The organism is Variovorax sp. GW821-FHT09D04, assembly GCF_059416405.1.
Window position 1 is genome coordinate 528,294 of record NZ_JBWKPA010000003.1, and the last position, 23,517, is coordinate 551,810.

At 69.9% G+C, this 23,517-nt stretch carries 25 protein-coding genes; 16 read left to right on the forward strand and 9 right to left on the reverse strand.

Annotation, left to right across the window (positions count from 1 at the left end; genetic code table 11):
- The first annotated feature begins 11 nt into the window (after positions 1 to 11).
- The 9 genes from AC07O4_RS12755 (at position 12) to AC07O4_RS12795 (ending at position 7,208) form a co-directional block, all read left to right on the forward strand.
- The gene (locus AC07O4_RS12755) at positions 12 to 1,013 is read left to right on the forward strand and encodes a Bug family tripartite tricarboxylate transporter substrate binding protein (RefSeq protein ID WP_495304719.1); all 1,002 of its coding nucleotides are present in this window, start codon (positions 12 to 14) and stop codon (positions 1,011 to 1,013) included.
- Positions 1,014 to 1,074: 61 nt separating this feature from the next.
- On the forward strand, positions 1,075 to 2,295 hold the full coding sequence (locus tag AC07O4_RS12760) for a helix-turn-helix domain-containing protein (protein WP_495304720.1): 1,221 nt from the start codon (positions 1,075 to 1,077) through the stop codon (positions 2,293 to 2,295).
- A gap of 48 nt (positions 2,296 to 2,343) precedes the next feature.
- Positions 2,344 to 3,036 (forward strand): Vgb family protein, encoded by a 693-nt coding sequence (locus AC07O4_RS12765; RefSeq protein WP_070060429.1) that lies wholly within the window; start codon positions 2,344 to 2,346, stop codon positions 3,034 to 3,036.
- A gap of 28 nt (positions 3,037 to 3,064) precedes the next feature.
- Positions 3,065 to 3,823 carry a DUF899 domain-containing protein gene (locus tag AC07O4_RS12770; protein WP_495304721.1) on the forward strand — a complete coding sequence of 253 codons (759 nt, stop codon included), beginning with the start codon at positions 3,065 to 3,067 and terminating at the stop codon, positions 3,821 to 3,823.
- Positions 3,824 to 3,859: 36 nt separating this feature from the next.
- Positions 3,860 to 4,429 (forward strand): hypothetical protein, encoded by a 570-nt coding sequence (locus tag AC07O4_RS12775; protein ID WP_495304722.1) that lies wholly within the window; start codon positions 3,860 to 3,862, stop codon positions 4,427 to 4,429.
- A 104-nt stretch (positions 4,430 to 4,533) separates the two neighbouring features.
- Entirely contained in the window at positions 4,534 to 5,604 is a 1,071-nt protein-coding gene (locus tag AC07O4_RS12780; RefSeq protein ID WP_159272070.1) for a putative FMN-dependent luciferase-like monooxygenase, read from the forward strand.
- Positions 5,605 to 5,616: 12 nt separating this feature from the next.
- Positions 5,617 to 6,240 carry a CMD domain protein gene (locus AC07O4_RS12785; protein ID WP_159272069.1) on the forward strand — a complete coding sequence of 208 codons (624 nt, stop codon included), beginning with the start codon at positions 5,617 to 5,619 and terminating at the stop codon, positions 6,238 to 6,240.
- A gap of 7 nt (positions 6,241 to 6,247) precedes the next feature.
- Positions 6,248 to 6,859, forward strand: coding sequence for an alkylhydroperoxidase domain protein (locus tag AC07O4_RS12790; RefSeq protein ID WP_159272068.1), 612 nt, complete (start codon positions 6,248 to 6,250; stop codon positions 6,857 to 6,859).
- 94 nt (positions 6,860 to 6,953) lie between these two features.
- Positions 6,954 to 7,208: a hypothetical protein gene (locus AC07O4_RS12795; RefSeq protein ID WP_159272067.1), complete on the forward strand. Its 255-nt coding sequence runs from the start codon at positions 6,954 to 6,956 to the stop codon at positions 7,206 to 7,208.
- Here AC07O4_RS12795 and AC07O4_RS12800 read toward each other — a convergent pair whose 3' ends face one another.
- Positions 7,209 to 7,907, reverse strand: coding sequence for a TetR/AcrR family transcriptional regulator (locus AC07O4_RS12800; RefSeq protein ID WP_159272066.1), 699 nt, complete (start codon positions 7,905 to 7,907; stop codon positions 7,209 to 7,211).
- 198 nt (positions 7,908 to 8,105) lie between these two features.
- On the opposite strand from AC07O4_RS12800, the gene AC07O4_RS12805 reads away from it, so the two are divergent.
- From AC07O4_RS12805 to AC07O4_RS12815, 3 genes are read left to right on the forward strand one after another with little or no spacing between them, the layout of a single operon-like run.
- Positions 8,106 to 10,475, forward strand: coding sequence for an FAD-dependent monooxygenase (locus AC07O4_RS12805; protein ID WP_495304723.1), 2,370 nt, complete (start codon positions 8,106 to 8,108; stop codon positions 10,473 to 10,475).
- A gap of 24 nt (positions 10,476 to 10,499) precedes the next feature.
- Complete coding sequence (locus AC07O4_RS12810) at positions 10,500 to 11,450, forward strand: fumarylacetoacetate hydrolase family protein (RefSeq protein ID WP_495304724.1); 951 nt, start codon at positions 10,500 to 10,502, stop codon at positions 11,448 to 11,450.
- A 32-nt stretch (positions 11,451 to 11,482) separates the two neighbouring features.
- The gene (locus AC07O4_RS12815) at positions 11,483 to 12,796 is read left to right on the forward strand and encodes an OmpP1/FadL family transporter (RefSeq protein WP_495304725.1); all 1,314 of its coding nucleotides are present in this window, start codon (positions 11,483 to 11,485) and stop codon (positions 12,794 to 12,796) included.
- Positions 12,797 to 12,807: 11 nt separating this feature from the next.
- Here the strand turns inward: AC07O4_RS12815 and AC07O4_RS12820 are convergent, their stop codons facing one another.
- The 3 genes from AC07O4_RS12820 to AC07O4_RS12830 all read right to left on the reverse strand — a co-directional run bounded on the left by AC07O4_RS12820 (position 12,808) and on the right by AC07O4_RS12830 (position 15,107).
- Positions 12,808 to 13,542, reverse strand: a complete 735-nt coding sequence (locus AC07O4_RS12820) for an AP2 domain-containing protein (RefSeq protein WP_495304726.1) — start codon at positions 13,540 to 13,542, stop codon at positions 12,808 to 12,810.
- Between the two features lie 42 nt (positions 13,543 to 13,584).
- Complete coding sequence (locus AC07O4_RS12825; protein WP_095745057.1) at positions 13,585 to 14,295, reverse strand: Crp/Fnr family transcriptional regulator; 711 nt, start codon at positions 14,293 to 14,295, stop codon at positions 13,585 to 13,587.
- Positions 14,296 to 14,453: 158 nt separating this feature from the next.
- A complete protein-coding gene (locus AC07O4_RS12830; RefSeq protein WP_495304727.1) occupies positions 14,454 to 15,107 on the reverse strand; it encodes a hypothetical protein in 654 nt (217 codons plus the stop codon).
- A gap of 384 nt (positions 15,108 to 15,491) precedes the next feature.
- On the opposite strand from AC07O4_RS12830, the gene AC07O4_RS12835 reads away from it, so the two are divergent.
- Both AC07O4_RS12835 and AC07O4_RS12840 read left to right on the forward strand, forming a co-directional pair.
- On the forward strand, positions 15,492 to 16,517 hold the full coding sequence (locus AC07O4_RS12835; protein ID WP_062481146.1) for an AraC family transcriptional regulator: 1,026 nt from the start codon (positions 15,492 to 15,494) through the stop codon (positions 16,515 to 16,517).
- Positions 16,518 to 16,889: 372 nt separating this feature from the next.
- Positions 16,890 to 17,597, forward strand: a complete 708-nt coding sequence (locus AC07O4_RS12840) for a winged helix-turn-helix transcriptional regulator (RefSeq protein WP_185993578.1) — start codon at positions 16,890 to 16,892, stop codon at positions 17,595 to 17,597.
- Positions 17,598 to 17,605: 8 nt separating this feature from the next.
- Here the strand turns inward: AC07O4_RS12840 and AC07O4_RS12845 are convergent, their stop codons facing one another.
- Entirely contained in the window at positions 17,606 to 17,983 is a 378-nt protein-coding gene (locus AC07O4_RS12845; RefSeq protein WP_495304728.1) for a c-type cytochrome, read from the reverse strand.
- A gap of 174 nt (positions 17,984 to 18,157) precedes the next feature.
- On the opposite strand from AC07O4_RS12845, the gene AC07O4_RS12850 reads away from it, so the two are divergent.
- Positions 18,158 to 18,838, forward strand: a complete 681-nt coding sequence (locus AC07O4_RS12850; protein WP_495304729.1) for a hypothetical protein — start codon at positions 18,158 to 18,160, stop codon at positions 18,836 to 18,838.
- A 16-nt stretch (positions 18,839 to 18,854) separates the two neighbouring features.
- Here AC07O4_RS12850 and AC07O4_RS12855 read toward each other — a convergent pair whose 3' ends face one another.
- Genes AC07O4_RS12855 through AC07O4_RS12870 form a run of 4 tightly spaced genes read right to left on the reverse strand, consistent with a single transcriptional unit; the run spans position 18,855 to position 22,316 of the window.
- Positions 18,855 to 19,661, reverse strand: a complete 807-nt coding sequence (locus AC07O4_RS12855) for a PPK2 family polyphosphate kinase (protein WP_495304730.1) — start codon at positions 19,659 to 19,661, stop codon at positions 18,855 to 18,857.
- A gap of 48 nt (positions 19,662 to 19,709) precedes the next feature.
- Positions 19,710 to 20,177 carry an RNA-binding S4 domain-containing protein gene (locus AC07O4_RS12860; RefSeq protein WP_062481157.1) on the reverse strand — a complete coding sequence of 156 codons (468 nt, stop codon included), beginning with the start codon at positions 20,175 to 20,177 and terminating at the stop codon, positions 19,710 to 19,712.
- Between the two features lie 19 nt (positions 20,178 to 20,196).
- Positions 20,197 to 21,615, reverse strand: coding sequence for a sensor histidine kinase (locus AC07O4_RS12865; protein ID WP_495304731.1), 1,419 nt, complete (start codon positions 21,613 to 21,615; stop codon positions 20,197 to 20,199).
- A gap of 20 nt (positions 21,616 to 21,635) precedes the next feature.
- The gene (locus tag AC07O4_RS12870) at positions 21,636 to 22,316 is read right to left on the reverse strand and encodes a response regulator transcription factor (protein ID WP_487847105.1); all 681 of its coding nucleotides are present in this window, start codon (positions 22,314 to 22,316) and stop codon (positions 21,636 to 21,638) included.
- A gap of 132 nt (positions 22,317 to 22,448) precedes the next feature.
- On the opposite strand from AC07O4_RS12870, the gene AC07O4_RS12875 reads away from it, so the two are divergent.
- Positions 22,449 to 23,408: a Bug family tripartite tricarboxylate transporter substrate binding protein gene (locus AC07O4_RS12875; RefSeq protein ID WP_070060440.1), complete on the forward strand. Its 960-nt coding sequence runs from the start codon at positions 22,449 to 22,451 to the stop codon at positions 23,406 to 23,408.
- The last annotated feature ends 109 nt before the right edge of the window (positions 23,409 to 23,517 follow it).

A 23,517-nucleotide genomic window follows, 5' to 3' on the forward strand; every position in this document is an offset into this window, starting at 1 on the left:
AGACATCGTTCATGCCCGTTTCTCATCGCCTTGCGCGCCGCGGTTTTCTTTCGCTCGCGGCCGCTGCCCTTGCTTTCGCGGGGGCTCCCGCGCAAGCGCAGGCGCAGGCGCAGGCCTTTCCGTCCAAGCCGATCAAGTGGATCGTCGGCTACCCCGCCGGCGGCGGCAGCGACTTCCTGGCCCGCACCATCGGCGCGCAGATGTCGGTCCAGGCCGGCCAGCCGGTGATCGTCGACAACCGGGCCGGTGCCGGCGCCATCATCGGCGCCGAAGTCACGGCCCGGTCGCCGGGCGACGGCTACACCGTGTTTACGGCCGACAACGGCGTGCTCGTGTACAACCCCGCGCTCTACAAGAAGCTGCCCTACGCCGTCGACCGCGACTTCGCGATGCTCGGCCTGATGGCGCGCACGCCGCTGGTCCTGGTGGCGGCGCCCTCGACGAACCTCAAGACCATCGGTGCCCTGATGGAGCAGCTCAAGAGCAAGCCGGGCACGCTGTCGTACGCCTCGCCGGGCAACGGCAGCCCGCACCACCTGGCGATGGAGCTGTTCCTGAGCCGCAGCGGCCTGTCGACCATGCACGTGCCGTATCGCGGGGCGGCGCCCGCGCTGCAGGACGTGATGGGCGGGCAGGTGCCGCTGATGGTGGTGGACACCTCGTCGGGGCTCAGCGCCATCCAGTCGGGCAAGGTCATTCCGCTGATGGCGTTCAGCGCCAAGCGCCTGCCGATCCTTCCCGCCGTGCCCACGGTGGGCGAACAGGGCTTCAAGGATTCGGAAGCCTACGCGTGGCAAGGGCTGGTGGTGCCGGCCAGCACGCCGGCCGCCATCCAGGAGCGCCTTTCCAAGGAGATGCAGGCGGCGGTGGGCAATGAGGGCGTGCGCAAGAAGCTGCAGGAAGGCGGCTGGGAGCCCGTGCCGAGCGACAGTGTGCTGATGAAGACCTACGCCTTCGCCGAGACCAAGAAGTGGCACGCGCTGATCCGTGAGCGCGGCATCTCGCTGGACTGAAGACGCCGCCTCGTGAGGGGGCGGGCCGCGGCGCACCGGCGGTGTTGTAGCCTGTCGCCCCATGGATTCCCTCATCGCCGCCTCCGCGCGCGCGCTCGCTGCCGGCGACGCGCTGGGTGCCCTCAAGCGCGTGGCCCTGCGCGACGATCCGCCGGCGCTCGCGCTGCGCGGCATCGCGATGGCCCAGCTCGGCGAGCACCCGCGTGCGCGCGAGCTGCTGCGGCGTGCCGCGAGCGGCTTCGGGGCGCACGAAGAACTGGCGCGCGCACGTTGCGTCGTCGCCGAGGCCGAGGTGGCGCTCGCGATGCGCGACCTCGGCGGTTCGCCGCGCGCGCTGACCGCGGCGGCGGCCACGCTCGAGGCGCGCGACGACCTGGCCAATGCGCTGCAGGCGCGGCTCATCGCGGCGCGCCGGTTGTTGCTGCTCGGCCGGCTCGACGAGGCTGCCGCCGCGCTGTCGCTGCTCGACGGGCACAGCCTGCCGCCGTTGCTGTCGGCGGTGGCCGAGCTGGCATCGGCGGAGTTGGCCTTGCGTTCGTTGCGCACCGCCGCGGCACGCGCGGCACTCGACCGCGCGCACGACGCGGCCTGGCGTGCGCGCGTGCCGGCGCTGCTGGCCGAGGTGGCGGAAGCGCGCGCCGCGCTCGAGCGTCCCGCCGCACGACGCATCGCCGCCGGCGGTGAGCAGGCCCTGCGCCTCGAGGAGGTCGAGGCGCTGCTCGCGTCCGATGCGCTGGTCGTCGATGCCTGCCGCCGCGGTGTCGGAGGTGGCGACACCTGGCGTTCGCTCGCACGCCGGCCGGTGCTGTTCTCGCTGGCGCGCGCGCTGGCCGCGGCCTGGCCCGGCGATGTCGACCGCGACACGCTGATCGCCGACGCCTTCCGCACCCGCGACCCCGACGAGACGCACCGCGCGCGGCTGCGCGTCGAGATCGGCCGGCTGCGCGCGCTCGTCAAGCCGATGGCGCGCATCGAGGCCACGCCGCAGGGCTTCATCCTCCAACCTCTGGATGCGCGTCCGGTCGTGGTGCTGGCACCGCCCATCGACGGCGAGCAGGCTTCGCTGGTGGCATTGCTGTCCGACGGCGCGGCCTGGTCGACCTCGGCGCTCGCGCTGGCCCTGGGCGCGAGCCAGCGCACGGTGCAGCGCGCGCTGGCCGAGCTCGAGGCGCAGCGGCGCGTGCGCGCCATCGGGCAGGCCAGGGCACGCCGCTGGCTGGCCCCGCCGCTGGCGGGATTCACGACGATCTTGTTACTCCCCGCCGCGCTGCCGATTGAATAGAGTCGGGCTCATGCGCTACCCCCTGTGGCGCACCTACAGGAGCCCACCATGAGCAGCAGCAGTCAGAGCAAGAAGGCAGGCAAGGACCGTTTCGAAGGCGCGGTGCAGGCCGCGCAGATCGTGCGCGAGTACGGACCGTTCGAAGGCGTGGAGCGCATCCACGGCGTGACGCACGACGGCCACCAGGTGTGGGCCGCCACCGGCGGGCAACTGGTCGCCTTCGACCCCGCGAGCGGCGAAGCCACGCGCCGCATCGACGTCGCCTGCGACGCCGGCACCGCCTTCGACGGCACCTGCTTCTATCAGATCGTCGAGGCGCGCATCGACAAGATCGACGCCGCCACCGGCAAGGTGCTGGCCTCGATTCCCGCGCCCGGCAACGGCTCCGACTCGGGCCTCACCTGGGCCGAAGGCAGCCTCTGGGTGGGCGAGTACCGCGACCGCAAGATCCACCAGATCGACCCGGCAACCGGTGCGATCCGCCGCACCATCGAATCGAACCGCTTCGTCACCGGCGTGACCTGGGTCGACGGCGAACTCTGGCACGGCACCTGGGAAGGCGACCAGAGCGACATCCGCCGCATCGACCCCGCCAGCGGCGACGTGATCGCGCGGCTGGAAATGCCCAGCGGCGTCGGCGTGAGCGGCCTGGAGTCCGACGGCGCGGGGCTCTTCTACGCCGGCGACGGCCGGGCCAGCAAGGTCCGCGCGGTGCGGCGCCCGAAGACGGCCACGGCCTGAACGACACACAAGCCAAGGAGCACACACCATGAACACCCCAGTGAATCACCCCGTCGTGACCCCCGAGCGCTGGATCGACGCGCGCAAGTCGTTGCTGGCGCGCGAGAAGGAGCTGACCCAGCTGCGCGACCGCATCGCCGAAGAGCGCCGCGCGCTGCCGTGGACCCGCGTCGAGAAGGCCTACGTCTTCGACACCCCTCAGGGCCGTCGCCCGCTCGCCGACCTGTTCGAAGGCCGCCGCCAGCTGCTGGTGCAGCACTTCATGTTCGGCCCCGACTGGGAGCAGGGCTGCCAGAGCTGCTCGTTCATGGCCGACCATTCCGACGGCATGCGCGTGCACCTCGCGCACCGCGACGTCATGCTGGTGGCTGTCTCGCGCGCGCCGCTGGCCCGCATCGAAGCCTTCCGCCGGCGCATGGGCTGGCAGTTCGCCTGGGTCTCGTCGCACGACAACGACTTCAACCACGACTTCGGCGTGAGCTTCACGCCCGACGAAATGGCCAGCGGCGCCGTTGCCTACAACTACGTGAAGCAGCCGTTCCCGAGCGAGGAGGCGCCCGGCGTCAGCGTGTTCTTCAAGGACGACGCCGGCGACGTGTTCCACACCTACTCGACCTACGGTCGCGGCGTGGAAGTGATGATGGGCACCTACAACATGCTCGACCTCGTGCCCAAGGGCCGCGACGAGCACAACCCGTCCTACGCGATGGACTGGATTCGTCACCACGACCGCTACGAGCCCGCGCCCGTTGCGGCGGTGGGCGGTTGCTGCCACGCGCAGTCCTAAAAAGCGCGCGACCTGGCGTGTCGATCGGTCCGCACCATGGCAAGCCTCTGGCCCTGGCTGGCGGTGGCGGGAATGGGCGTCCTGCACGGCCTGAACCCCACCACCGGCTGGATGTTCGCCGCCGCATGGGGCCTGCGTTCGCAAGACCGGGCGCAGGCGCTGCGGGCGCTGTGGCCGATCGGTGTCGGGCATGTGGCCTCGGTGGCGCTCGTGGTCGTTGCGGTGGCCTTCGGCCTGTCGATGGACCGGGGCCTGTTGCAGTGGCTGGCCGGCGGGCTGATCGCGGTGGTCGCGCTCGTTCACCTGTCGGGGCGCCTGCCCGCCATGGCGCGTGCGCCGGCGGGGCATGCGGGGCTGGCGCTGTGGTCTTTCATGATGTCCACCGCGCACGGTGCCGGGCTGATGCTGGTGCCGGCGCTGATCCCGCTGTGCATGGGCGATGCAGCGAAGGGCGCGATGAGTGGTTCGCTAGTGCCGGCGCTCGCCGCCGTCGCGCTCCACACGGCGGCGATGCTGGCCACCACCGGGCTGATGGCCGTCAGCGTCGGGGCGGGCGTGGGCTGGTTGCGGCGCTTCACACGGCGATCACCTGCGATGCCGCACTGAACGCGCGATGCGCGCAAAGCGCATAAGCAAACGCGAAAACCGGCGTTCCATTCGAGCGGCCTGCGGCGCAACACTCGAAGGCTCTCGACCCCACAGGCCTTCGGATGCCCGGTACCTTCACTTCCCCGCGCAAGCGGCTCGGCTTTTTCAGCCGGCTGCTCGACGATGTCCCCGCCGCCGAGCGCTACCGCCTCGTCACCGCACAGATCGCCCATGCCGAGGCTTTCGGCTTCGATTCCGCCTGGGTGGCGCAGCACCATTTCCATGAGCACGAGGGCGGCCTGCCGTCGCCCTTCGTCTTCCTCGCCCACGTCGCCTCGCGCACACGGCGCATCCGCCTGGGCACGGGCATCGTCACGCTGCCGCTGGAGAACGCGGTGCGCACGGCCGAAGACGCGATCGTGCTGGACCTGCTCTCGGGAGGCCGGCTCGAAGTGGGCGTCGGCACGGGCGGCACGCCCGCGTCCTTCGCGGCCTTCGGGCTGGACAGCGACGACCGCGCGGCGCTGTTCGAACGGCAGCTCGCCACGGTGCGCGACGCCTGGGCCGGACGGCCGCTGCCCGGCGGCGACACGCTGTACCCGGCGGGCGCGCAACTGCTCGGCCGGCTCTGGCAGGCCACGTTCTCGGTGAGCGGCGGCACACGCGCGGGCACGGCCGGCGACGGCCTGATGCTTTCGCGCACGCAGCCGCGCACCGCGCAGGCGCCCGACGCATCGCTGGCCGATCTGCAGGACCCGATCATCGACGCCTACCTGGCCGCGCTGCCGCCGGGGCGCACGCCGCGCATCGTGGGTTCGCGCAGCGTGTTCGTGGCGGACACCCGCAAGGAAGCGCTGCGCCTGGCCGAGACCGGGCTGCGCCGCGCGGTGGTGCAAGCCGCCGCCACCGGGCAGATCGGCCTGGCCGACCGTGTCCGCGCCGATGCGCCGCTCGACCAGCTGATCGCCGCGTACGACGTGCATGTCGGCGCGCCCGACGACGTGATCGCCTCGCTGCGCGCCGACCGCACGCTCGCGCGCGTGACCGACCTCGTGTGCCAGGTGCATTCGGTCGATCCGCCGCACGCGGCCATCCTGCGTTCCATCGAACTGACCGCCACGGTCGTCGCACCCGCCCTGGGCTGGGCGCGCGACACGGGCGTGCCGGACCTTCAATCGCTTGCGCTTCTCTAGGCTGTTGTTTCCATGAATGCCGTTGTTTCTTCTTCTCCTGATCCTCAGACCTTCGACGTGATCGACCGGCTGGTGAGCATCGCGCCCGGCAGCGCGCTCGACCGCCTGCGCGCGCAGCGCGAGCAGGCGCGCACGCAGGCGCAGCAGAGCTACCTGGCGCTGTTCGCGCCGACCGAGCCCGTCGCCGGGCACTTCGAGATCGCAGACCGTTTCGCCGTCGCGGCCTTCGTCGCCGGATTGCACGGGCAACCCGACGTGGCGCGCTTCTATGCCGAGGCCTTGGCGGGGCAGGGCGTGGCGAGGGCCATCGAGGCCGAGGTTGCACGCGGTGCCACGCAAGGGCCGTATGGCCGCTATCCGGAAGGTCCGCTCAGCGTGGAAGACGAAGCCGGCCCGGTCTACGCCGTCGAGGCGGCACAGCGCGCGGTGCTCGGCGAACGGCTGTCGGCCGGCCTCGCGCATGCGCACCTGCTCGTCTTCCACCCGCGCGACGCCAGCCCGGTGGCACTGCAGGCGCTGCTCGACGCGGGATGGCGTACCACGGAGATCGTTACCTTGTCGCAGCTGGTGGCGTTCCTTGCGTTCCAGATCCGCGTCGTCATCGGCCTGCGCGCGCTGGCCACCCCTTCTGCATGAGCGCCCCATGAGCACCGAATCGACCCTGACCCATCCCGGCAACACGCACCCGCGCAGCTTCACGCAGGCGCAGCTCGAATGGCTGCCCTGGCTCGAACCGCTGCCGGAGGACGAACTGACCGAGCGCCACTACGCAGGCCTCGTCGACGCGTCGCGCGCCAAGTCGCCGTATTTCCGCCTGCTGGCGCGCGACCCCGACATCCTCGGCGCGCGCACCCGCACCGACAAGGACATCTTCTACAACCCCGAGGCCGGCCTGCCGCGTGCCGAGCGCGAGCTCTCGGCCGCCGCGGCCTCGCGCTTCAACGGCTGCATCTACTGCGCCTCGGTGCACGCGCGCTTCGCCTCGCATTTCTCGCAGCGCACGGACGACGTGCAGCGCCTGCTCGACGAGGGCGTGCAGGCCGACCTGGGCGCGCGCTGGAATGCGATCGTGCAAGCCTCGGTCGCGCTGTCGGCCACGCCATCGACCTTCGGGTCTGCGCACGTCGACGCCTTGCGCGCGCAGGGGCTGGACGACCTGGCGATTGCCGACGTCGTGCATGGCGCGGCCTTCTTCAACTGGGCCAACCGCCTGATGCTCTCGCTGGGCGAACCGCAGGCGCCTGCTGCGACGTAGGCCCGCGCGGCCGCGCGCAGATTTGTTGCGGCGGCAAGTGAGCGGGATCACAGTCGGGCGCGCGGCGTGCCCGTGGGTCGGCACGATGACCCGCATGCACACCGACGCTCCTGGGTACGCAACGACACGCCATGGCCGCGCGCCCGGCCCGGCCTTCGGCAATCCTTTCGTCCGCTGCCGATGCGGACTGGCCGGGCTGGAGCGCATCCACCGACGGTCGTGGATGAAGTTCCTGCCCGGCCTGCGCTTCTATCGCTGCAGCAGTTGCGGCAAGCCGCAACTGGCGCCGAAGCATGCGGTGCGCGACGCGGTCATCGCGCACAGGAGCGAGCAACAGAACCAGCGCTAGCTAGCGGTTTCTTTTTCCGGAGTCAGTCAGCATCCCGTTCAGCAGCAGGTCGATGGTCTGCTCGGTGTGCTGCGCGGCCTGCTCGGGGCTCATCGGGTCGACGTCGTAGAGCCGCTTGATCAGGTGCATGGACGACTGCACCGAGGTCAGCAGGCTCGTCATCATGACGCTCGCATAGGCGCGCGGATAAGGCTTGATCAGGCCTTCCGCCTGGCATTCGGCGAGCAGCGCGTCGAGCAGCTCATGGAACGGCCGCATGTAGTGCTCGATGATCCAGTCCAGCCGCGGCCCGGCCTGCGCCACCTCGCGCAGCACCAGGGAATGCGCGGCAGGGTGCAGCACGTTGATGATGGCGAACACCCGCAGCGCGCTGCGCAGCTTGGTGAGCGCATCGGCCGTGTCCTCGTCGACCTGCATCGCGTCGATGGACGCCATCGCCTCGGTGTAGGTGCTCTCGACCACGGCGCGCCACAGGCCCTCCTTGCCGCCGAAGTGGTAGTTGAGCAGTGGCTGCTTCACGTCCGCGCGCCGCGCGATGGCCAGCACCGACGTGCCCTCGAAACCTTTCTCGGAGAACTCGACGATGGCCGCGTCCATGAGGCGCTGCCGGCCCGAGGTGTCGGCCGCAGGTTCCGCGGCCTCGGTGCGGGCAGGGGCGGGGGTGCGCTTCGGGGCGGTCTTGCCCGTGGGAGTGTTCATGGATGGCGTGCGCCGGCGGGCCGTGGCTGGTTGACGATGGCCGCATTGTCCAACAGTCGCGCGTACCGGTCGGCCGGTTGATGTCTGCAGCTTATATAAGTATAAATACGCATCATGCATTAATTTATATTTGTATAAATTCCCGTGCATGGCAGCCGCTGGTGCTGCCGAAGGTCGAGAGAACCACAGATGCACGAGTTGGAAGTTCCCGTTTTGATCGTCGGTGCCGGGCCCGTCGGGCTCACCATGGCGGCGTTGCTTGCCGACCAGGGCATTGCGTCGCTGCTCGTCGAGCAGCGCGACGGTCTGCACCAGGCGCCGCAGGCGCATGTCATCAGCGCGAGGACGCGCGAAATCCTGGCCAGCCTGGGCATCGCCGACGAGGCGTTGGCGCGCGTGACCACGCCGCCGGCCGACGCGCGCTACGTCACGTGGCGGCGCAACCTCGCCGAGGAAGACATCGCACGCATCGAGATCGGCGGCGAGGCGCGCTTCGTGCAGCTCGATTCGGTGAGCGGCAAGCGCAGCGCGAACGTGCCGCAGCACCACCTCGAGCGCGTGCTGTTCGACGCGCTCGCCGGCCGCACCCACTGCGAGACGCGCTTCGGCCAGACCTGGCGGGCAGCGGAAGAAGAGGGCGACCGCGTCGTCTCGCGCATCGAGGACGCCGCCAGCGGCGAGGTCTATGCCGTGCGCAGCCAGTGGCTGCTCGCGGCCGACGGCGCGAGCAGCTCCGTGCGGCGGGGCGCGGGCATCGCGATGGCCGGCGACACGAACCTGGCCCACATGGTCACGGTCAACTTCGAGGCCGACCTGCGCCCGCTCGTGAAGGACAGCCCGTCGATCCTGTTCTGGACCCTGTCCGCGAAGGCGCCCGGCACCTTCATCGTCCACGACGCCGCGCGCTACGCGGTGTTCATGACGCCGTACTTCCCGCCGCACGAGCAGCCCGCCGACTTTCCGGTCGCCCGCTGCGAGCGCATGCTGCGCGCGGCGCTGGGCACTGCGGACGTGCCGTTTCGCATCACCTCGCTCTCGCACTGGACCATGCAGGCGCACGTGGCCGACTGCTACCGCCAGGGGCGCACCTTGCTGGTCGGTGATGCGGCACACCGCTTTCCGCCCACGGGTGGGCTCGGGCTCAACACGGGCATCGCGGACGCGCACAACCTGGCGTGGAAGCTGGCGCTGGTCATGCAGGGCCGTGCGGACGAGGGCCTGATCGACACCTACGGCGCGGAGCGTCGCCCGGTGGCCGTGGCGAACTGCGAGGCCAGCGTGAAGAACTTTCACAAGATGCGCGAGGTCGCCGCGGCCATGGGCATCGACGACCGCCGGCTGCCGCTGCTGGGGCGTGTGCGTTCGAGTGCGCCGGCGCGCGCGCTGCCGGGCGCGGTGCGTTCGGCGCTCGGTGGGTTGTTCGTGGCACCGATCGAGTGGCGCACGCGGCGCATCGCGAAGGCCGCGTCCGTGCGCTGCGCGGCCATCCGCCAGCGCGTGCAGCGCGCCGCCGAGAACCAGATGGCGCACTTCAGCACCGTGGGCCTGGACCTGGGCCATGCCTATCGGGGTGCGGCCGTGTGCGGCGACGGCACGACCGCGCCGGTCGCGCCAGACCCCGTGCGCGACGTGTGCCAGTCGCTCACGCCCGGCGCGCGCTGGCCGCACTTCCACCTCGCACCCGACACGGGCGTTGCATACCGCACCAGTTCGCACGAGCTGCTGAAGCCCGGGCACTTTCTCCTGGCGGGCATGGGCCGCCACGGCGCGGCCTGCGAACGCCTGGCGGCGTCGCTGGGCATGGCCGTCGTGGGCGTGAACCTGGATCTCGCCGCCTCGCACAAGGCGCTCGCGCAACTGATCGCCTGGAACGACGGCCATGCCGACGCCACCTTCCTGGTGCGGCCCGACGGCCACATCGCCTGGCGCAGCACCACGCCGCAACCGCCGAGCCCGAGCGACGTGGCCGCGGTGTTGCGCGCCATCCTGCAGATCAACCTTTCCCCACCCACCCCTCGACCCCAAGGACATGCAATGACGAACCCCATGGACCGCTTTCCCCTCCCTTCGCCCGACCCGCAGGCGAGGTCGCCGCGCAAGCTCGCGCACGTCGTGCTGGCGACTCGCCGCTTCGACGAATCGATCCAGTGGTGGAGCGTGGTGCTCGGTGCGCGCACGATGTTCCGCAACGAGATGCTGTGCTTCCTGAGCTACGACGACGAGCACCACCGCGTGGCGCTGATCAACGCGCCCACGCACAGCGCCGGACAAGCCCAGACCGCCGGCGTGGACCACGTCGCCTTCACCTACGGCACGCTCGACGACCTGCTGCACACCTACGCGCGGCTCAAGGACCACGGCATGCAGCCGGTGTGGAGCATCAACCACGGGCCGACCACCTCGCTGTACTACCTCGATCCCGAGGGCGTGAAGGTCGAGCTGCAGGTCGACAACTTCGAGAGCGCGGCCGAACTGGACGCGTGGTTCCGCGCCGGCGATTTCGCGACGAATCCCATCGGCGTGGAGTTCGACCCCGAGGTGCTGCTCGCACAGCATCGCGCGGCCTGACGCGCACGCCAGGAGAACCACCCCATGCGCCTGTGCACTTTCTCGACCGATGCGTTCTCGCGGCACGTCGGCCTCGCCTTGCCGGACCAACGGCTGCTCGATGTCAGCGCTGCGTTGCCCGGCGATCCGCGCTTTGCCACGTTGCTGAGCGTGATCCAGCATGAAGACGACACACTGCCGATGCTGCGGGCGCTGCCCGCGTCGACGCAGATGCAGGCCGGTTGCCTGCATGACCTGAAGGACGTGCGGATCGAGCTGCCCTACCAGCCGCCGCAGATCCGCTGCTTCAGCGTGTATGAGCAGCACCTGAAGAATGCCTTCCGGCAGGTCGCCGCGAACGTCTCGCCGGCGGCCGGCGCACCGGCGTGGGCGATGCAGATTCCGGCGGCCTTCTACGAGACACCCGTCTACTACAAGGGCGTGCGGCTCAACCTGTCCGGCCCAGGCGCCCCGGTGCGGCGGCCCGCGCCGGGCGCGATGCTCGACTACGAGGCCGAGCTGGCCGTGGTGGTCGGGCGCGGCGGCAAGAACATCGCGGCGCCCGCGGCCATGGCGCATGTCTTCGGCTACGTCGTCTTCAACGATTTCTCCGAGCGCGCGCAGCTCATGAAAGAGCTGCGCAGCGGCGTGGGCACCGGGCCGGCGAAGGGCAAGGACTTCGACGGCAGCAACAGCCTGGGGCCGTGGATCGTCACGGCCGACGAGATCCCCGATCCGCATGCGCTCGACGTGACGGTGCGCGTGAACGGCCAGCTGCGTGGGCAGGGTCGCACATCGGGCATGACGCACCGCATCGATCGCATCCTGAGCTTCGCGTCGCAGAACGAGACGCTGCATGCGGGCGAGCTGCTGGCCACGGGCTGCGTGCCCGAGTGCGCGGGCGTCGAGCACTGGCGCTTCCTGGACGACGGCGACCGCGTGGCGGTCGAGATCGTGGGGCTCGGGGTGCTGGAGAACACCGTCATCGCCGCCTGATCCCCCAAGAAAACAAAAAAACGGAGACAACGATGACAACGACATGGCGGACCTTGGTGTCTGCAGCTGCGCTGTGCCCGGCGCTTGCCGCTGCTGACAACGGCTATTTCCAGATCGGCTACGGCGCCGAGGCACGGGGCCTTGCCGGCGCCGCGGCCGCATCGACCCGCGATGCCTTCGGCGGCGCGAGCAACCCCGCCACCACGGTGTGGGTCGGCGACCGGATGGAGGGCAACTTCATCGCCACGCGCGGCGACACGCAGATGGTGCGCACGGCGAACATGCCGCCGCCCACCGCCGGCCTGCTTGATACGCGCACCGACAGCCTCGGCCGCTGGGAGCCGCTGGCCGAACTGGCGATCAGCCGCGTGATCGCGCCGGGGCTGTCGGCCGGCCTCGTGGCCTACAGCAACGGCGCCGGCACCTACTTTACCGCCGACAGCACGCCGTGCCCGTCACCCGGCGGCGCGGTGCAGTGGGCGAACGCGGCCTGCGGCACGGGGCGCAGCATCACGACGATCAAGCAGCTGACGGTGGCGCCCACGCTGTCGAAGCAGCTGGGCGAGCGCTGGTCGGTCGGCGCCTCGCTGCTGCTCACGGCGCAGCAGTTCAAGGCCGAGGGCGTGCAGCCGCTGGCGCCGCAGTCGGCGGCGCCGCAGCACCTGAGCAACCAGGGCGTGGCCTCGTCGTTCGGCGTGGGCTTTCGCATCGGGGCGTACTGGCGCGCGAGCGACACGCTGAGCCTGGGCGCCGCCTGGTCGCCGCGCACGCGCATGGGGCGCATCAAGGCCTACGAGGGCCTGCTGGCCGACCGCGGCCGGCTCGATGTGCCGATGAACCTGCTCGTCGGCCTGCAGTGGTCGCCGACCGAGGCGCTGTCGGTGCTGCTGGACTACCAGCGCATCAACTACGCGGGCGTGGCAGGGCTGGGCAACCGGCCCTTCGACGGCTCCGTGTTGCGCGGTGCGGCGGGCGGCCCGGGCAATGGCTGGAAGGACATGAACGTCGTCAAGCTCGGCGTGCGCTACCAGGCCACGCCGGCCTTGCGCCTGTCCGCGGGCGTGTCGGCGAACAGCGCCGCCTATGCGGACGCGGCCACCAGCGACAACCTCAATTCGCCTTCGACGTTCCGCCGGCACTTCACGCTGGGGCTGGGCTATGCGACTTCGGCGCGCACCGAGTGGTCGGTCTTCTATTCGCTCGCGCCGGCGCACCGAACGAGCGGACCTTCGGCACTCGCCGCTGCGGTGGGCGCGCAGCTGAGCGGCGTGTCGAACCCCTGGGGCCGGGAGAGCCTGGCCACGCGCCAGCAGAGCCTCGGCGTGCAGTACGCGGTGCGCTTCTAGAAAGTCGGCGCTCAGGCGTCGTCGTCCGACGTCTTCGCCTGCAACTGCTGCTGGCGTTCGACGATGGCCATGTCGCGCGCCACCTCGTAGCCGAGCGTGCGCACCGAGAACGAGCGGCTCACGCTGCCCTTTCCCGCCGTGTAGGTGATCGCCACCCAGTACCCGGGATGGCCCGCGCGCGGCGTCTTGAACTGCACGCCGCTGACGCCGCTCGTGTTGTTGCGTCGCACGATCTCCGACTTCGAGCGCTTGGGCGGCAGTGTCGCTTCGTCGTCGGGCGGCGGGCGCCGGCGGATGGCTTCTTCGGCGGGGTGCAGCCGCGCGAGGCCGACCATGCGGCCGAGCTGGCGTTGCCGCTCGCCGATGGCATGCGCGCGGGCCGCGGGGCCCCAGTCGGCGAGGTCGAACTCGGCGCGCAGGATTTCCTCGTTCCCGAGGTAGGTCTTGGCCAGCCAGGCCACCGGCTTGCCTTGCGCGGACAAGCGGCTGAAGACGCCGGGCTCGCCCGTCTTGTTGTTGCTGCGCAGGGTCTGCGCGCGGTCCTTGCGCGCGACCGGCGGATGCTCCTTCACGATGGTGTCGCGCCAGGCCTGGGCGCGTCGCAGCGCCTGTTGCGGGCCGCCGTAGCTGGCGTGGCCGAAGAGGCGCGCGTAGCGCACGCCGTTTCGCACGAGCGACACCTCGAAGCCCCAGGGGCGGGGCGAAATGCCATACATGTCGACGGGGTTCGGAATTCCTTTGGGCATCGTCGGTTCTGTCCTTGTGTCAGGGCCGATGAAGGCGGCGTGTCATGGCGCTTCGGGGCTGTCGCCGTTCCAGGCACAGAGCTCGTCCGAGAGCTCGTGGGCGTCCGGCGGCAGGCTGCCGAAATCGGTCGAGGCGAAGGTCGGCGGCACGTGCACGCCCTGGTCGTCGCGGCGCACCAGCCCGCGGCTTTCCATGTCGCGCATGGTCTTGTTGACGACCTCGCGCGAGAGCCCCGAGTACGACGCGATCACCGCCTGCGTGATGCGCTTGTCGTAGCCGCCCGTGGCGGCCGGCGCCAGCTGCGTCAGCTCGTGCAGCACGCGGCTCACGAGGCTTTCGGACGACAGCGACGAGATGCGGCGCAGCTGGCCGCGCACCATGGCGACGCGCTTCATCGCGATCTCCAGCAGGCCCATGGTCACCTCGGGGTACAGCGCGCACAGCCGGCGCACCGCGGCCACCGGCAGGTGGTAGACCGACGAGGGCAGGGCGGCCACCAGCGTCGAGGTGGCCTGGTAGCTGTTCTCGCCCAGCGAGGGGCCGAGGAAGAAATCGCCGCGGCGGATGAAGTCGGTCGTCACGTCCCGGTCGACCGCGCGCAGCAGGCCCGTGGCCACGCAGTAGATGCGGTCGGTGTGCGTGTCCGCCTGCAGCACGATCTCGTTGCGCCGGTAGGAATGCAGCGCGCTGCTGCGAATCAAGGCGGCGCGCTCGTCGGGCGGCACGCTGGCGATCAGGGGATGGAGATACATGGCCAAGGGGGTTGCGAGACCATCGGCGGTTCGTTCTCATGGGCGAATCCACGGGCGGCGGTCAAGGAACAGGGCGGTGCGGCGCCCCCGGGGCGACTCGCCATCGGGCGCCCCTTCGCCGGGCCGGGCTGCGATGGGCTGAAGGCGGCAAGGCCATCTCAGCCGGGCTGGAGCTGCGCGAACAGCGTGTCGATCCGGGCCCGTTCCTCGGCGCCTCGCAGACAGCGCTCGCGCAGCCACAGGGCATCTCCCTGTCGCGCGATGCGCAGGTCGTACACGTGCTCGATGTCGTCCACCACGACGTCGCCCGCAGGCCGCCCCCTGGCCGTGGGTGCGGGATGCGGTTGTGCGGCCCACAGTGCCAGTTCGATCTCGGCCGGGCTCATCGGCCCGCTGTCGCGCAGGGCGATCCAGTCGGCATGCAGCTGCGGCTGCGCGGCGATGCCCTTCACGAGGATCGGCTCGCGCCCGAGCGCGGCCAGCAGGTCGTCCAGCCGCGCATGGCGGGTTCGCAGCAAAAAACAATCGTCGCGCAGGCAGCTCAGGTCGGTGTCGCCCGACGGCGGGAAGGCCGCGAAGAGCCGGCGCCGGATCTCGCGGCTCACGCCCGCCGCCACCTCCGGGCCGTCGGTGTCGGCCAGTTGCGCCAGGTTGGCGATGAAGACCAGCGCACACACCCGGTCCGCCGGCGGCGGGGGAGAAGCAGGCCGCACCACTTCGGCATCGCGGCGCAGCGCTGGCAGGCAGGACGCCAGCGCTGCGCGCCATCGCGTGCCGAAAGGTTCGAGTTCCGTGAAAAACAAGGCAGCCATTTCATCCCCAGTAGAGAGAGTTCCGGTTGACGTTCGATCCGAAGGAATGCTACGAATCGCGCCCTTCTTTGACATTCGCTTTCGCGGCGCGGATGTGTCGCGAGTCACATCCGGATGCAATTGCCCGCCGCGTGCGCCGGCGGAAGGGCGAAGCGGGCCCGGACCGGCCCGCCGACCGGTGGTCGGCAGGGCCTGGAACCGTGGCTTGCGCCGGTGGGCGCGGTGCGTCATCCCCCCGAACACCCGGGCTGTTATCTCTGTTATCGTTTGTAAAAATTATCCGAGGTCCACGCGGACCTGTCAGGAAAAAAATCGGGAGTTCCCGTTCGTGACCCGCGGCTTCTGGCGTGGCGCCGGCTGCATGGAGGAAGAGGGGCGTGCCGCATGTCCGACACCGACAGTCGCATCCAGCGCTTTCACACCGGCATGGTGTCGCGCAAAGACGGGTTCGCCTTCTGGGCCGACGAGATCGGCCCGCACGTGGGGCGGCTGGACAGCCCCGAGCGCAGCCACTTCCAGCAGGAACTCACCATCGTCGACACGGCCGGGATGGCCTTCATGCGCGTGCACGGCAGCGGCGCGACCATCGAGCGCACGGGCCCGAGCCAGCTCATGGGCGCCGAGGTCTATCCCTATCACCTGCTGATCAAGCTTGACGGCGGCCTGGCCATCAGCGAGCAGCGCCAGCGCATCGAACTGGCCGCGGGCGACATGGTCCTGATCGACTCCTGGCAGCCGCTGCGCCTGCGCTCGACCGAGGCCACCAACTCATGGACGCTGGGCCTGTCGGAAGCGGTGGTGAACCGCTGGCTGCCGCATGCGGACCAGTCCACCGACCTGCGGCTGGCCGGCGCCAAGGGCTGGGCCGGGATGCTGTCGGGCTACCTGCGGGCGCTGGACGTGGAGCACCTGTGCAGCATCCAGAGCCCCGCGCAGCGGCAGCTGCTCGGTGAGCACCTGATGTCGATGCTGTCGTTCTCGCTGGAACAGAACGGGCTGAGGGCGCAGCCGGGTGCGCTGGGCGAGCGCGTGTCGCCGCGCGACGGCGACCTGCACGCCCGCATGCGGGCCTGGATTCGCGAGCACCACGCCGACACCGAGATCGACGCGCAGAAGCTGGCCGCCAGCTTCAACGTGTCGGTGCGCTACGTGCACAAGGTGTTCGCCAAGGCCGCGCGCGGCATGACCTTTCTCGAAACCCTGCAGAACGACCGGCTCGAGGCCGCGGCCCGCATGCTGCGCAGCCCCGAAGGCGCGCGCAGGTTCGTCGCCCAGGTCGCCTACGACTGCGGCTTTGCGGACCCGGCCTATTTCGGCCTCGTCTTCCGCAAGAAGTACGGCTGCACGCCGCGCACCTTTGCCCTGCAGCAGGGGCAGGCCGCGGCAGACGGCACGTTGCTCGTCAGCTGACCGGCGCGCCGCCGGCCCGGCCGCCCTGGTCGGTGGATGGGGGCATGGCGTGGCCGCCGTGCCCGATCCTCATATTTCTGTTCACTTCATTCATACCTGTGAAATTTATTTGGGAATAGATTCACTTCCCAAGGAATTGCGCCGGCAGTAAATGCATTCGTAAAAAAATGCGTCTGCCTTCAACAATTCAGAGCAATTTATTCCTGAAGGGTTGAATGATGAAAGTCGATTTCCCCGCCAACGGGGCAAAAATAGAAGTTTGTGACGCCACGGTGTGCAAGGTAATTTTCAATGTTTGAGCAAAACTCCCCGCACATTGCAGTGTTGGACCCATCTCCCCGAACGCGGTGGCACGCCAGTCGTGCCGTCAAGATGCTGGGTTATACGCCCGTCGCATTTGCGCATGTCGACGAATTGATTTCGCAGGTGGCGCCCGGCGGCAATTTCGAGGCGCTGCTGCTTTCAATTCCGTCGGCGCCCGACGATGTGCAAAAACTCGTGGGCCAGGTGCGTGAAACGCTGCGCTACCACACGCCATTGATCATGAGCGCGCGCAAGCGGCAGATCCGCGGGTTGTCGCTGTTGCATGCCGGCCCCGACGACGCCGTGCTGCCGGAGCCGTCGACCTTCGAGGAGATGTACTTCATGCTCGAATTCTTCCTGCGCCAGCGCAACCGGCCGGTGGTGCCGCGCAGCCTCGACTGGCAGGAATTCAGCCTGTTGTCGCCGTTCGACATGGTCGACGTGGCCGGCACCGAGATTCGCCTGACGCCGATCGAATTCGACCTCGCGGCCGAATTCTTCCGCCACATGAACCGGCCGCTGGACCGGGAGCACCTGGAAATGATCGGCTGGCAAAGCGGCGTGGCCGCCGGTTCGCGCACGCTGGACGCCAACGTGTCGAAGCTGCGCCGCAAGCTCGGGTTGTATGTCGACCAGCCGCACGGCCTGTCGCTGCACGCGGTGTGGGGCATGGGCTATCAATTGAGCCAGCTGGGCAAGCGCGAGGCGCCCGGCACCTGGACGTTCCCGGCGGATTTCCGGGTGGCGTCGGCCGCGCCGTCGCAGCTGTCGACCTGAGCGGCGATTCAGCGCGCGGGCGACGGCTGCTGTTGCGGCTGCGCCAGCACCCAGCGCGCGAGCACCTGCGCGTCGGCCTCCGACACCAGCGACTGGCGCGGCATGATCACGCGGCCCCAGGTGCCGACGCTGCCGTTGCGGATCTTCTCGGCCAGCCGTGCCGGCGCGGCGGCGTCGCCGCGATAGCGCTCGGCGATCTGCGCGAAGCCCGGCCCGACCTGCTTGTGCACCAGGCCGTGGCAGGCCATGCAGGCGTTCTTGCGGGCCAGGTCCACGGGGGAGGGCTGCGGCTGCTGGGCTGCGGCACCGAACGAAGCCGCGGCCAGCAGGCCAGCCAGCGCGATCGGGAAAAGGGGGAGAGCGAAAAGCCGGGAAGTGCGGTGCATGGACGGGGGAACTCGGAGCAGGCGAAAACTGTACCTTGCCCTGTCGCAACCCCCGGGTCGCGGCCCCGATGCCCCCGCCCGGGGTCGTCGTTCATTCGCGACAAGTCGATTCAAGAGTAACTATATGTATGGTTAAATCCCTCGCAACTACCGCGAAGAGGACGAGGGATTCCCATGAAGCTGCCGCTCAGCATTGCATTGGCCACCGTGGTTCTGGCCGGATGCGCCAGCGCACCGCCGACCGGGCCCGGTCAGGGCACCGGCATGTCGTACATGCCGATGGTCGCCATGGAAGGCGTGGACAAGGTGCGTTACGACAGCGACGTGGCCGACTGCCGCACCGCCGCCACCCGCATCACCGCGCGCAGCGAATCGGGTGACGCCATGTGGGCCGCGCTGGGCCTGGGCCTGATCACGGTGCACGGCCAGGGCATCGTCGCCGCGGCCTCGTACACCGGCATCAGCGCCGCCGTCATCGACTGGAACACCCGCCCCAGCAGCGCGCTGATCGCCGAGCACCAGCAGATCGCCATCGTCCATTGCATGGCCAAGCGCGGCTACCGCAACCTCGACCCGAACGTGCAGGACACGTTCTACGGCAACACCTTCAACCCCGTGCTCGCGCTCAAGCCGCGCCGCACGGGCATCGACACCTACAACGTGGAGCGCCTGGCCAAGGCCGGCCGCTGCAACGTGCAGCCGCGCGCCGAACTGACGGCCAAGGGCCCGGGCTACGAGAGCTACAGCGTGCCGTGCACCACCGGCGTGGCCTGGGCCGTGCGCTGCGAGTTCGGCAACTGCCGCGTGCTGGCGCAGACGCCGATGCGCCCCACGGCGCCCGTGCGCCGCTCCTGAGCCGGACCTTCCGGGCTCACTTCACGACCATGCCCTTGAGCGCCGGGTCGGGCGGCGGGGCCTTCAGCTTCATGTCGCGCAGCGTCTTCACGAGCAGCTGCGCGATCATCATGTTGCGGTGCCGCTTGCCGTTGGCCGGAATCACGTGCCACGGCGCGTGGTCGCTCGAGGTGGCGGCCAGCGCGTTCTGATAGGCCTTCTGGTAGTCGGCCCACTTGGTGCGCACCTCGAGGTCGCCCATGCTGAACTTCCATTGCTTGCCGGGCGTGTCGATGCGGGCCTGCAGCCGTTCGCGCTGCTCGTCCTTGTCGATGTGCAGCATGCACTTGACGACGACCGTGCCGGTCTCGGTGAGCAGCCGCTCGAAGTCGTTGATCTGCGCATAGCGGCGGCGGGCCTCGTCGCCGTCGATCCAGCCTTCGACCACGGGCACCAGCACGTCCTCGTAGTGGCTGCGGTTCCACACCATGATCTCGCCGGTGCGCGGTACGGCGGCGTGGCAGCGCCAGAGGTAGTCGTGCGCGCGTTCGTCCTCGCTCGGTGCCTTGAAGGCCGTCACCCGCACGCCCAGCGGCGAGGTGCGCGAGAACACCCAGCGCACCGTGCCGTCCTTGCCGCTGGTGTCCATGCCCTGCAGCACCAGCAGCACCTTGCGCCGGCCTTCGGCGTGCAGCACGTCCTGCAGTTCGTCGAGCTCGACGGCCAGGGTGTCGAGCTCGGCACGCTGGGCCGACTCGTCACCCGTGAGAAAGGGCGAATCGTCGGGGTCGATGCGCGAGAGCTTGAACTTGCTGCCGACGCGGTACTTCTTGAACTTGGACATCTGCGGACGCTCCGTCAAAAAAGAAACGAAGCCCGCAGGGTACGCGAATCAGCGTTGCGGGCGACCGCGCGGAGGCGGGTGGTCGTCGTCGCCGTTGCTTTCGTCGATCGATGCGCTCCAGCGGTTGTCCCACTCGGCCTGGTGGCGCACGCCGTCGATCTCGCGCCGGTCGCGCTTGGTCGGGCGGCCCTGCTCGATGGCCAGGGCCGGCTCGCTGCCCATGCGGCGCTGCTCGCGGAAGGCGGCCTGCGCCGCCAGGCTCTCGGGCGTTTCCTCGTACAGCTGCTGGGCCACGGGCGCAGGGCCGCGCTGGCCGCTGAGGCCGCGCACGGTCACGGTCCGCGTGAGCGGGCCCAGGCGCATGGCGACGGTGTCGCCGGCCTTGACCTCGCGCGAGGCCTTGGCGACCTCGCCGTTCACCTGGATGCGGTTCTTGCCGATTTCGTCCGCGGCCAGCGAGCGGGTCTTGAAGAAGCGGGCGGCCCAGAGCCACTTGTCGATGCGCAGACGGTCCATGAAGGTCGGAAAAGAAAGGTCAGCCATTGTGGCGCGACAGCGGCAGCCGCACCACGGCGTCGAGCCCGGTCACGCGGTCGGTGCCGCCGGGGTTGGGTACCGTGCGGTTGTCGAGGCTGATGCGTCCACCCAGGGCCAGAACGATCTCGCGGCAGATCGCCAGGCCCAGGCCCGAGCCGCTCGCGGTGTTGCCGGCCGAGAACGGCGCGAACAGGCGCTGGCGCAGCTCGGCGGAAATGCCCGGACCGTCGTCGCGCACGGTGAGCACGGCCTCGTCGCCCTCCGCGTGCACGCGCACCGAGAGCGGCGCGCCCGCGGGGCTGTGCTTGATGGCGTTGTGCAGCAGGTTGCGCGTGAGCTCCTGCAGCATCCACTGGTGCGCGCGCACGGTCACGGCGTCGTCGGCGGCCAGTTCGAAGTCGAGCGCCTTGTCGGCCACCAGCGGCGACAGGTCGAGCGCGATGTGGCGCACCACGTCGCCCAGGTCGAGCAGCGCCGACTCGGGCTGCTGGCGCAGCTGCTCCACCTTCGCCAGCGACAGCATCTGGTTGGCCAGCGTGGTGGCGCGCTCGACGGTCTGGCTGATCTCGATCAGCGCCTGCTCGGGCGCCACGTCGCCGCGGCGCGCCGACTGCACCTGCGCCTTCAGCACCGCCAGCGGCGTGCGCAGCTGGTGGGCGCTGTCGCGCACGAAGCGCTTCTGGTGGTCGAGGAGGCGCTGCAGCCGGCCCATGACCTCGGTGGTGGCGTCGATCAGCGGGCGCAGCTCGGCCGGGGCGCCGGGCGCGTCGATGGGCGAGAGGTCGTCTTCAGGGCGCCGCTCGATGGCTTCGCCGAGCTCGCGCACCGGCCGCGTGGCGCGCTGCACCACGACCACGGTGACCAGCGCGATCACGCCCATCAGCAGCAGCTGGCGCCAGAGCATGTCGAGCAGCAGCTTGCGCACGAGTGTCTCGCGCAGCTCCAATGTTTCGGCGACCTGCACCACGGCCATGCCGCGGCCGCGCGCGCTGGCCACCGGCTGCAGCATCACGGCGACGCGCACCGGCTGGCCGCGAAACTCGGCGTCGTAGAAATCGACCAGCGCCGCATACGCCCCGCGGTCGGGGATGCGCCCGCGCCAGAAGGGCAGTTCGGCGAAGCCCGAGACCATCTCGCCGTCGAGCGCCGACACGCGGTAGAACAGCCGGCTGCGGTTGTCGGCCTCGAAGGCCTCGAGCGCGGAGTAGGGCACGATCGCGCGCAGCCGCGCCATGTCGTCGTAGCCTTCCACGTCGAGCTGCTCGCCGATGGTCTTGGCCGAGGCCAGCAGCGTGCGGTCGTAGGCGGTGGTGGCGGCCGCCAGGCTCTGGCGGTACAGGCTCACGCTGTTGATCACGACGAACACCGCCACCGGCACCAGGATGCCGAGCAGGAGCCGCGCGCGCAGGGACGACATCGTGCGCCGCAGGGCCGCCCTCAAGCCTCGGCCCGCAAGAGATAGCCCAGGCCGCGCATCGTCATCAGCACGGTGCCGGTGCCCACCAGCTTCTTGCGCAGGCGGTACACGACCACCTCGATGGCCTCGTACTGCACCTCGGATTCGCCCGGGAACACCAGCTCGAACAGGCGCTCCTTGGTGACCGCGTGGCCGGGTTTCATCATCAGCGCCTTGAGCAGCGCGAGCTCGCGCGGCGTGAGCTCGAGCAGTTCCGAGCGGTGGTAGACCGCGCCGTTGTCGGGCTCGAAGCGCAGGCTGCCGACCTCCAGCGGGTTCAGCGTCGGGTCGGGCCCCGCGCTCAGGCTGCGCCGGCGCAGCGCGCGGATGCGGGCCTCGAGTTCGTCCAGGTCGAAGGGCTTGGGCAGGTAGTCGTCCGCGCCGGCGTTCAGGCCCATGATGCGATCGCCCACCGTGCCGCGCGCGGTCAGCAGCAGCACCGGCGTGCGCAGGCCCTCGGCGCGCGCCTGGGCAAGCACCTGCAGGCCGTCGACGTGCGGCAGGCTCAGGTCGAGCGCGACCACGTCGGGCTCGACGGCGCGCCACTGCGCGATCGCCTGCGCGCCGTCGCCGCAGATGCGCACGTCGATGCGGCGCCGCCCGAGGGTGCGCTGCAGGGTGATTTGCATCGAGGGGTCGTCTTCGACGAGCAGCAGCTTCATACGGGCAGGGGTCGGTACTTCGGTGTTTTCCCCAGTCTGGTGGACAGCCAACTGACAGCGGGGCGGCGCATGATAGCGGCTCAGGTCCAAGTCAGGTTCCATCCGTTCCCAAGTTCTCAGGAGACACCAACGATGCGTCGCGATACCTTTTTGAAGTCCCTGGCCGCACTGGCCGCTGCCGGCGCCTTGCCGCTGTCGGCGCGCGCTGCCGCCAACGTCAAGATGATGATCCCGGCCAACCCGGGTGGCGGCTGGGACACCACCGGCCGCGCGCTGGGCAAGGCCCTGACCGACGCCAAGGTGGCCGACACCGTCGCCTACGACAACAAGGGCGGTGCCGCCGGTGCGCTGGGCCTGGCCCAGTTCGTCAACGGCTCCAAGGGCGACGCCAACGCGCTGATGGTCATGGGCTCGGTCATGCTGGGCGGCATCATCACCGGCAAGCCACCGGTCAACCTGTCGCAGGCCACGCCCATCGCGCGCCTGACCACCGAATACAACGTGTTCGTGCTGCCGTCGAACTCGCCCTTCAAGACCATGAAGGACGTGGTCGAGCAGCTCAAGAAGGACCCGGGCAGCGTCAAGTGGGGCGGCGGTTCGCGCGGCTCCACCGAGCACATCGCCGCGGCCATGATCGCGCAGAAGGTCGGCGCCGATCCGTCCAAGATCAACTACGTGGCCTTCCGCGGAGGCGGTGAGGCCACCGCCGCCATCCTGGGCGGCAACGTCACCATCGGCGGCAGCGGCTACAGCGAGTTCGCCGAGTACATCGCCGCCGGCAAGATGAAACCCATTGCTGTCACCTCCGCCCAGCGCCTGCCGGGCATCAATGTGCCGACCCTGAAGGAACAGGGCATCGACGTCGAGATCGGCAACTGGCGCGGCGTGTACGGCGCGCCCGGCATCTCGGCCGAGCAGCGCAAGGCCCTGACCGACATGGTGCTGGCCGCGCTCAAGAGCCCGTCGTGGGCCGAGTCGCTCAAGAAGAACGACTGGACGCCGGCCGTGCTGTCGGGCGATGCCTTCGCCAAGTTCGTCGACGACGACTTCGCCAGCCTGCGCGCCATCATGGCCAAGTCCGGCATGGTCTGAGTTTGAGTCGCCCCCAGGCTGCGCGCACTTCGTGTCGTGCACGCCAACCCCCTTCCGGGGGCAACACCCGCGGCCCGGCAAAGCCGGCTTGCGGTGTTTCTGGAAGGGG

Coding starts and splice junctions, on each gene's coding strand:
- AC07O4_RS12755 (WP_495304719.1), top strand. CDS start 12: ATGCCCGTTTCTCATCGCCTTGCGCGCCGCGGTTTTCTTTCGCTCGCG.
- AC07O4_RS12760 (WP_495304720.1), top strand. CDS start 1,075: ATGGATTCCCTCATCGCCGCCTCCGCGCGCGCGCTCGCTGCCGGCGAC.
- AC07O4_RS12765 (WP_070060429.1), top strand. CDS start 2,344: ATGAGCAGCAGCAGTCAGAGCAAGAAGGCAGGCAAGGACCGTTTCGAA.
- AC07O4_RS12770 (WP_495304721.1), top strand. CDS start 3,065: ATGAACACCCCAGTGAATCACCCCGTCGTGACCCCCGAGCGCTGGATC.
- AC07O4_RS12775 (WP_495304722.1), top strand. CDS start 3,860: ATGGCAAGCCTCTGGCCCTGGCTGGCGGTGGCGGGAATGGGCGTCCTG.
- AC07O4_RS12780 (WP_159272070.1), top strand. CDS start 4,534: ATGCCCGGTACCTTCACTTCCCCGCGCAAGCGGCTCGGCTTTTTCAGC.
- AC07O4_RS12785 (WP_159272069.1), top strand. CDS start 5,617: ATGAATGCCGTTGTTTCTTCTTCTCCTGATCCTCAGACCTTCGACGTG.
- AC07O4_RS12790 (WP_159272068.1), top strand. CDS start 6,248: ATGAGCACCGAATCGACCCTGACCCATCCCGGCAACACGCACCCGCGC.
- AC07O4_RS12795 (WP_159272067.1), top strand. CDS start 6,954: ATGCACACCGACGCTCCTGGGTACGCAACGACACGCCATGGCCGCGCG.
- AC07O4_RS12800 (WP_159272066.1), bottom strand. CDS start 7,907: ATGAACACTCCCACGGGCAAGACCGCCCCGAAGCGCACCCCCGCCCCT.
- AC07O4_RS12810 (WP_495304724.1), top strand. CDS start 10,500: ATGCGCCTGTGCACTTTCTCGACCGATGCGTTCTCGCGGCACGTCGGC.
- AC07O4_RS12815 (WP_495304725.1), top strand. CDS start 11,483: ATGACAACGACATGGCGGACCTTGGTGTCTGCAGCTGCGCTGTGCCCG.
- AC07O4_RS12820 (WP_495304726.1), bottom strand. CDS start 13,542: ATGCCCAAAGGAATTCCGAACCCCGTCGACATGTATGGCATTTCGCCC.
- AC07O4_RS12825 (WP_095745057.1), bottom strand. CDS start 14,295: ATGTATCTCCATCCCCTGATCGCCAGCGTGCCGCCCGACGAGCGCGCC.
- AC07O4_RS12830 (WP_495304727.1), bottom strand. CDS start 15,107: ATGGCTGCCTTGTTTTTCACGGAACTCGAACCTTTCGGCACGCGATGG.
- AC07O4_RS12835 (WP_062481146.1), top strand. CDS start 15,492: ATGTCCGACACCGACAGTCGCATCCAGCGCTTTCACACCGGCATGGTG.
- AC07O4_RS12840 (WP_185993578.1), top strand. CDS start 16,890: ATGCTGGGTTATACGCCCGTCGCATTTGCGCATGTCGACGAATTGATT.
- AC07O4_RS12845 (WP_495304728.1), bottom strand. CDS start 17,983: ATGCACCGCACTTCCCGGCTTTTCGCTCTCCCCCTTTTCCCGATCGCG.
- AC07O4_RS12850 (WP_495304729.1), top strand. CDS start 18,158: ATGAAGCTGCCGCTCAGCATTGCATTGGCCACCGTGGTTCTGGCCGGA.
- AC07O4_RS12855 (WP_495304730.1), bottom strand. CDS start 19,661: ATGTCCAAGTTCAAGAAGTACCGCGTCGGCAGCAAGTTCAAGCTCTCG.
- AC07O4_RS12860 (WP_062481157.1), bottom strand. CDS start 20,177: ATGGACCGTCTGCGCATCGACAAGTGGCTCTGGGCCGCCCGCTTCTTC.
- AC07O4_RS12865 (WP_495304731.1), bottom strand. CDS start 21,615: ATGTCGTCCCTGCGCGCGCGGCTCCTGCTCGGCATCCTGGTGCCGGTG.
- AC07O4_RS12870 (WP_487847105.1), bottom strand. CDS start 22,316: ATGAAGCTGCTGCTCGTCGAAGACGACCCCTCGATGCAAATCACCCTG.
- AC07O4_RS12875 (WP_070060440.1), top strand. CDS start 22,449: ATGCGTCGCGATACCTTTTTGAAGTCCCTGGCCGCACTGGCCGCTGCC.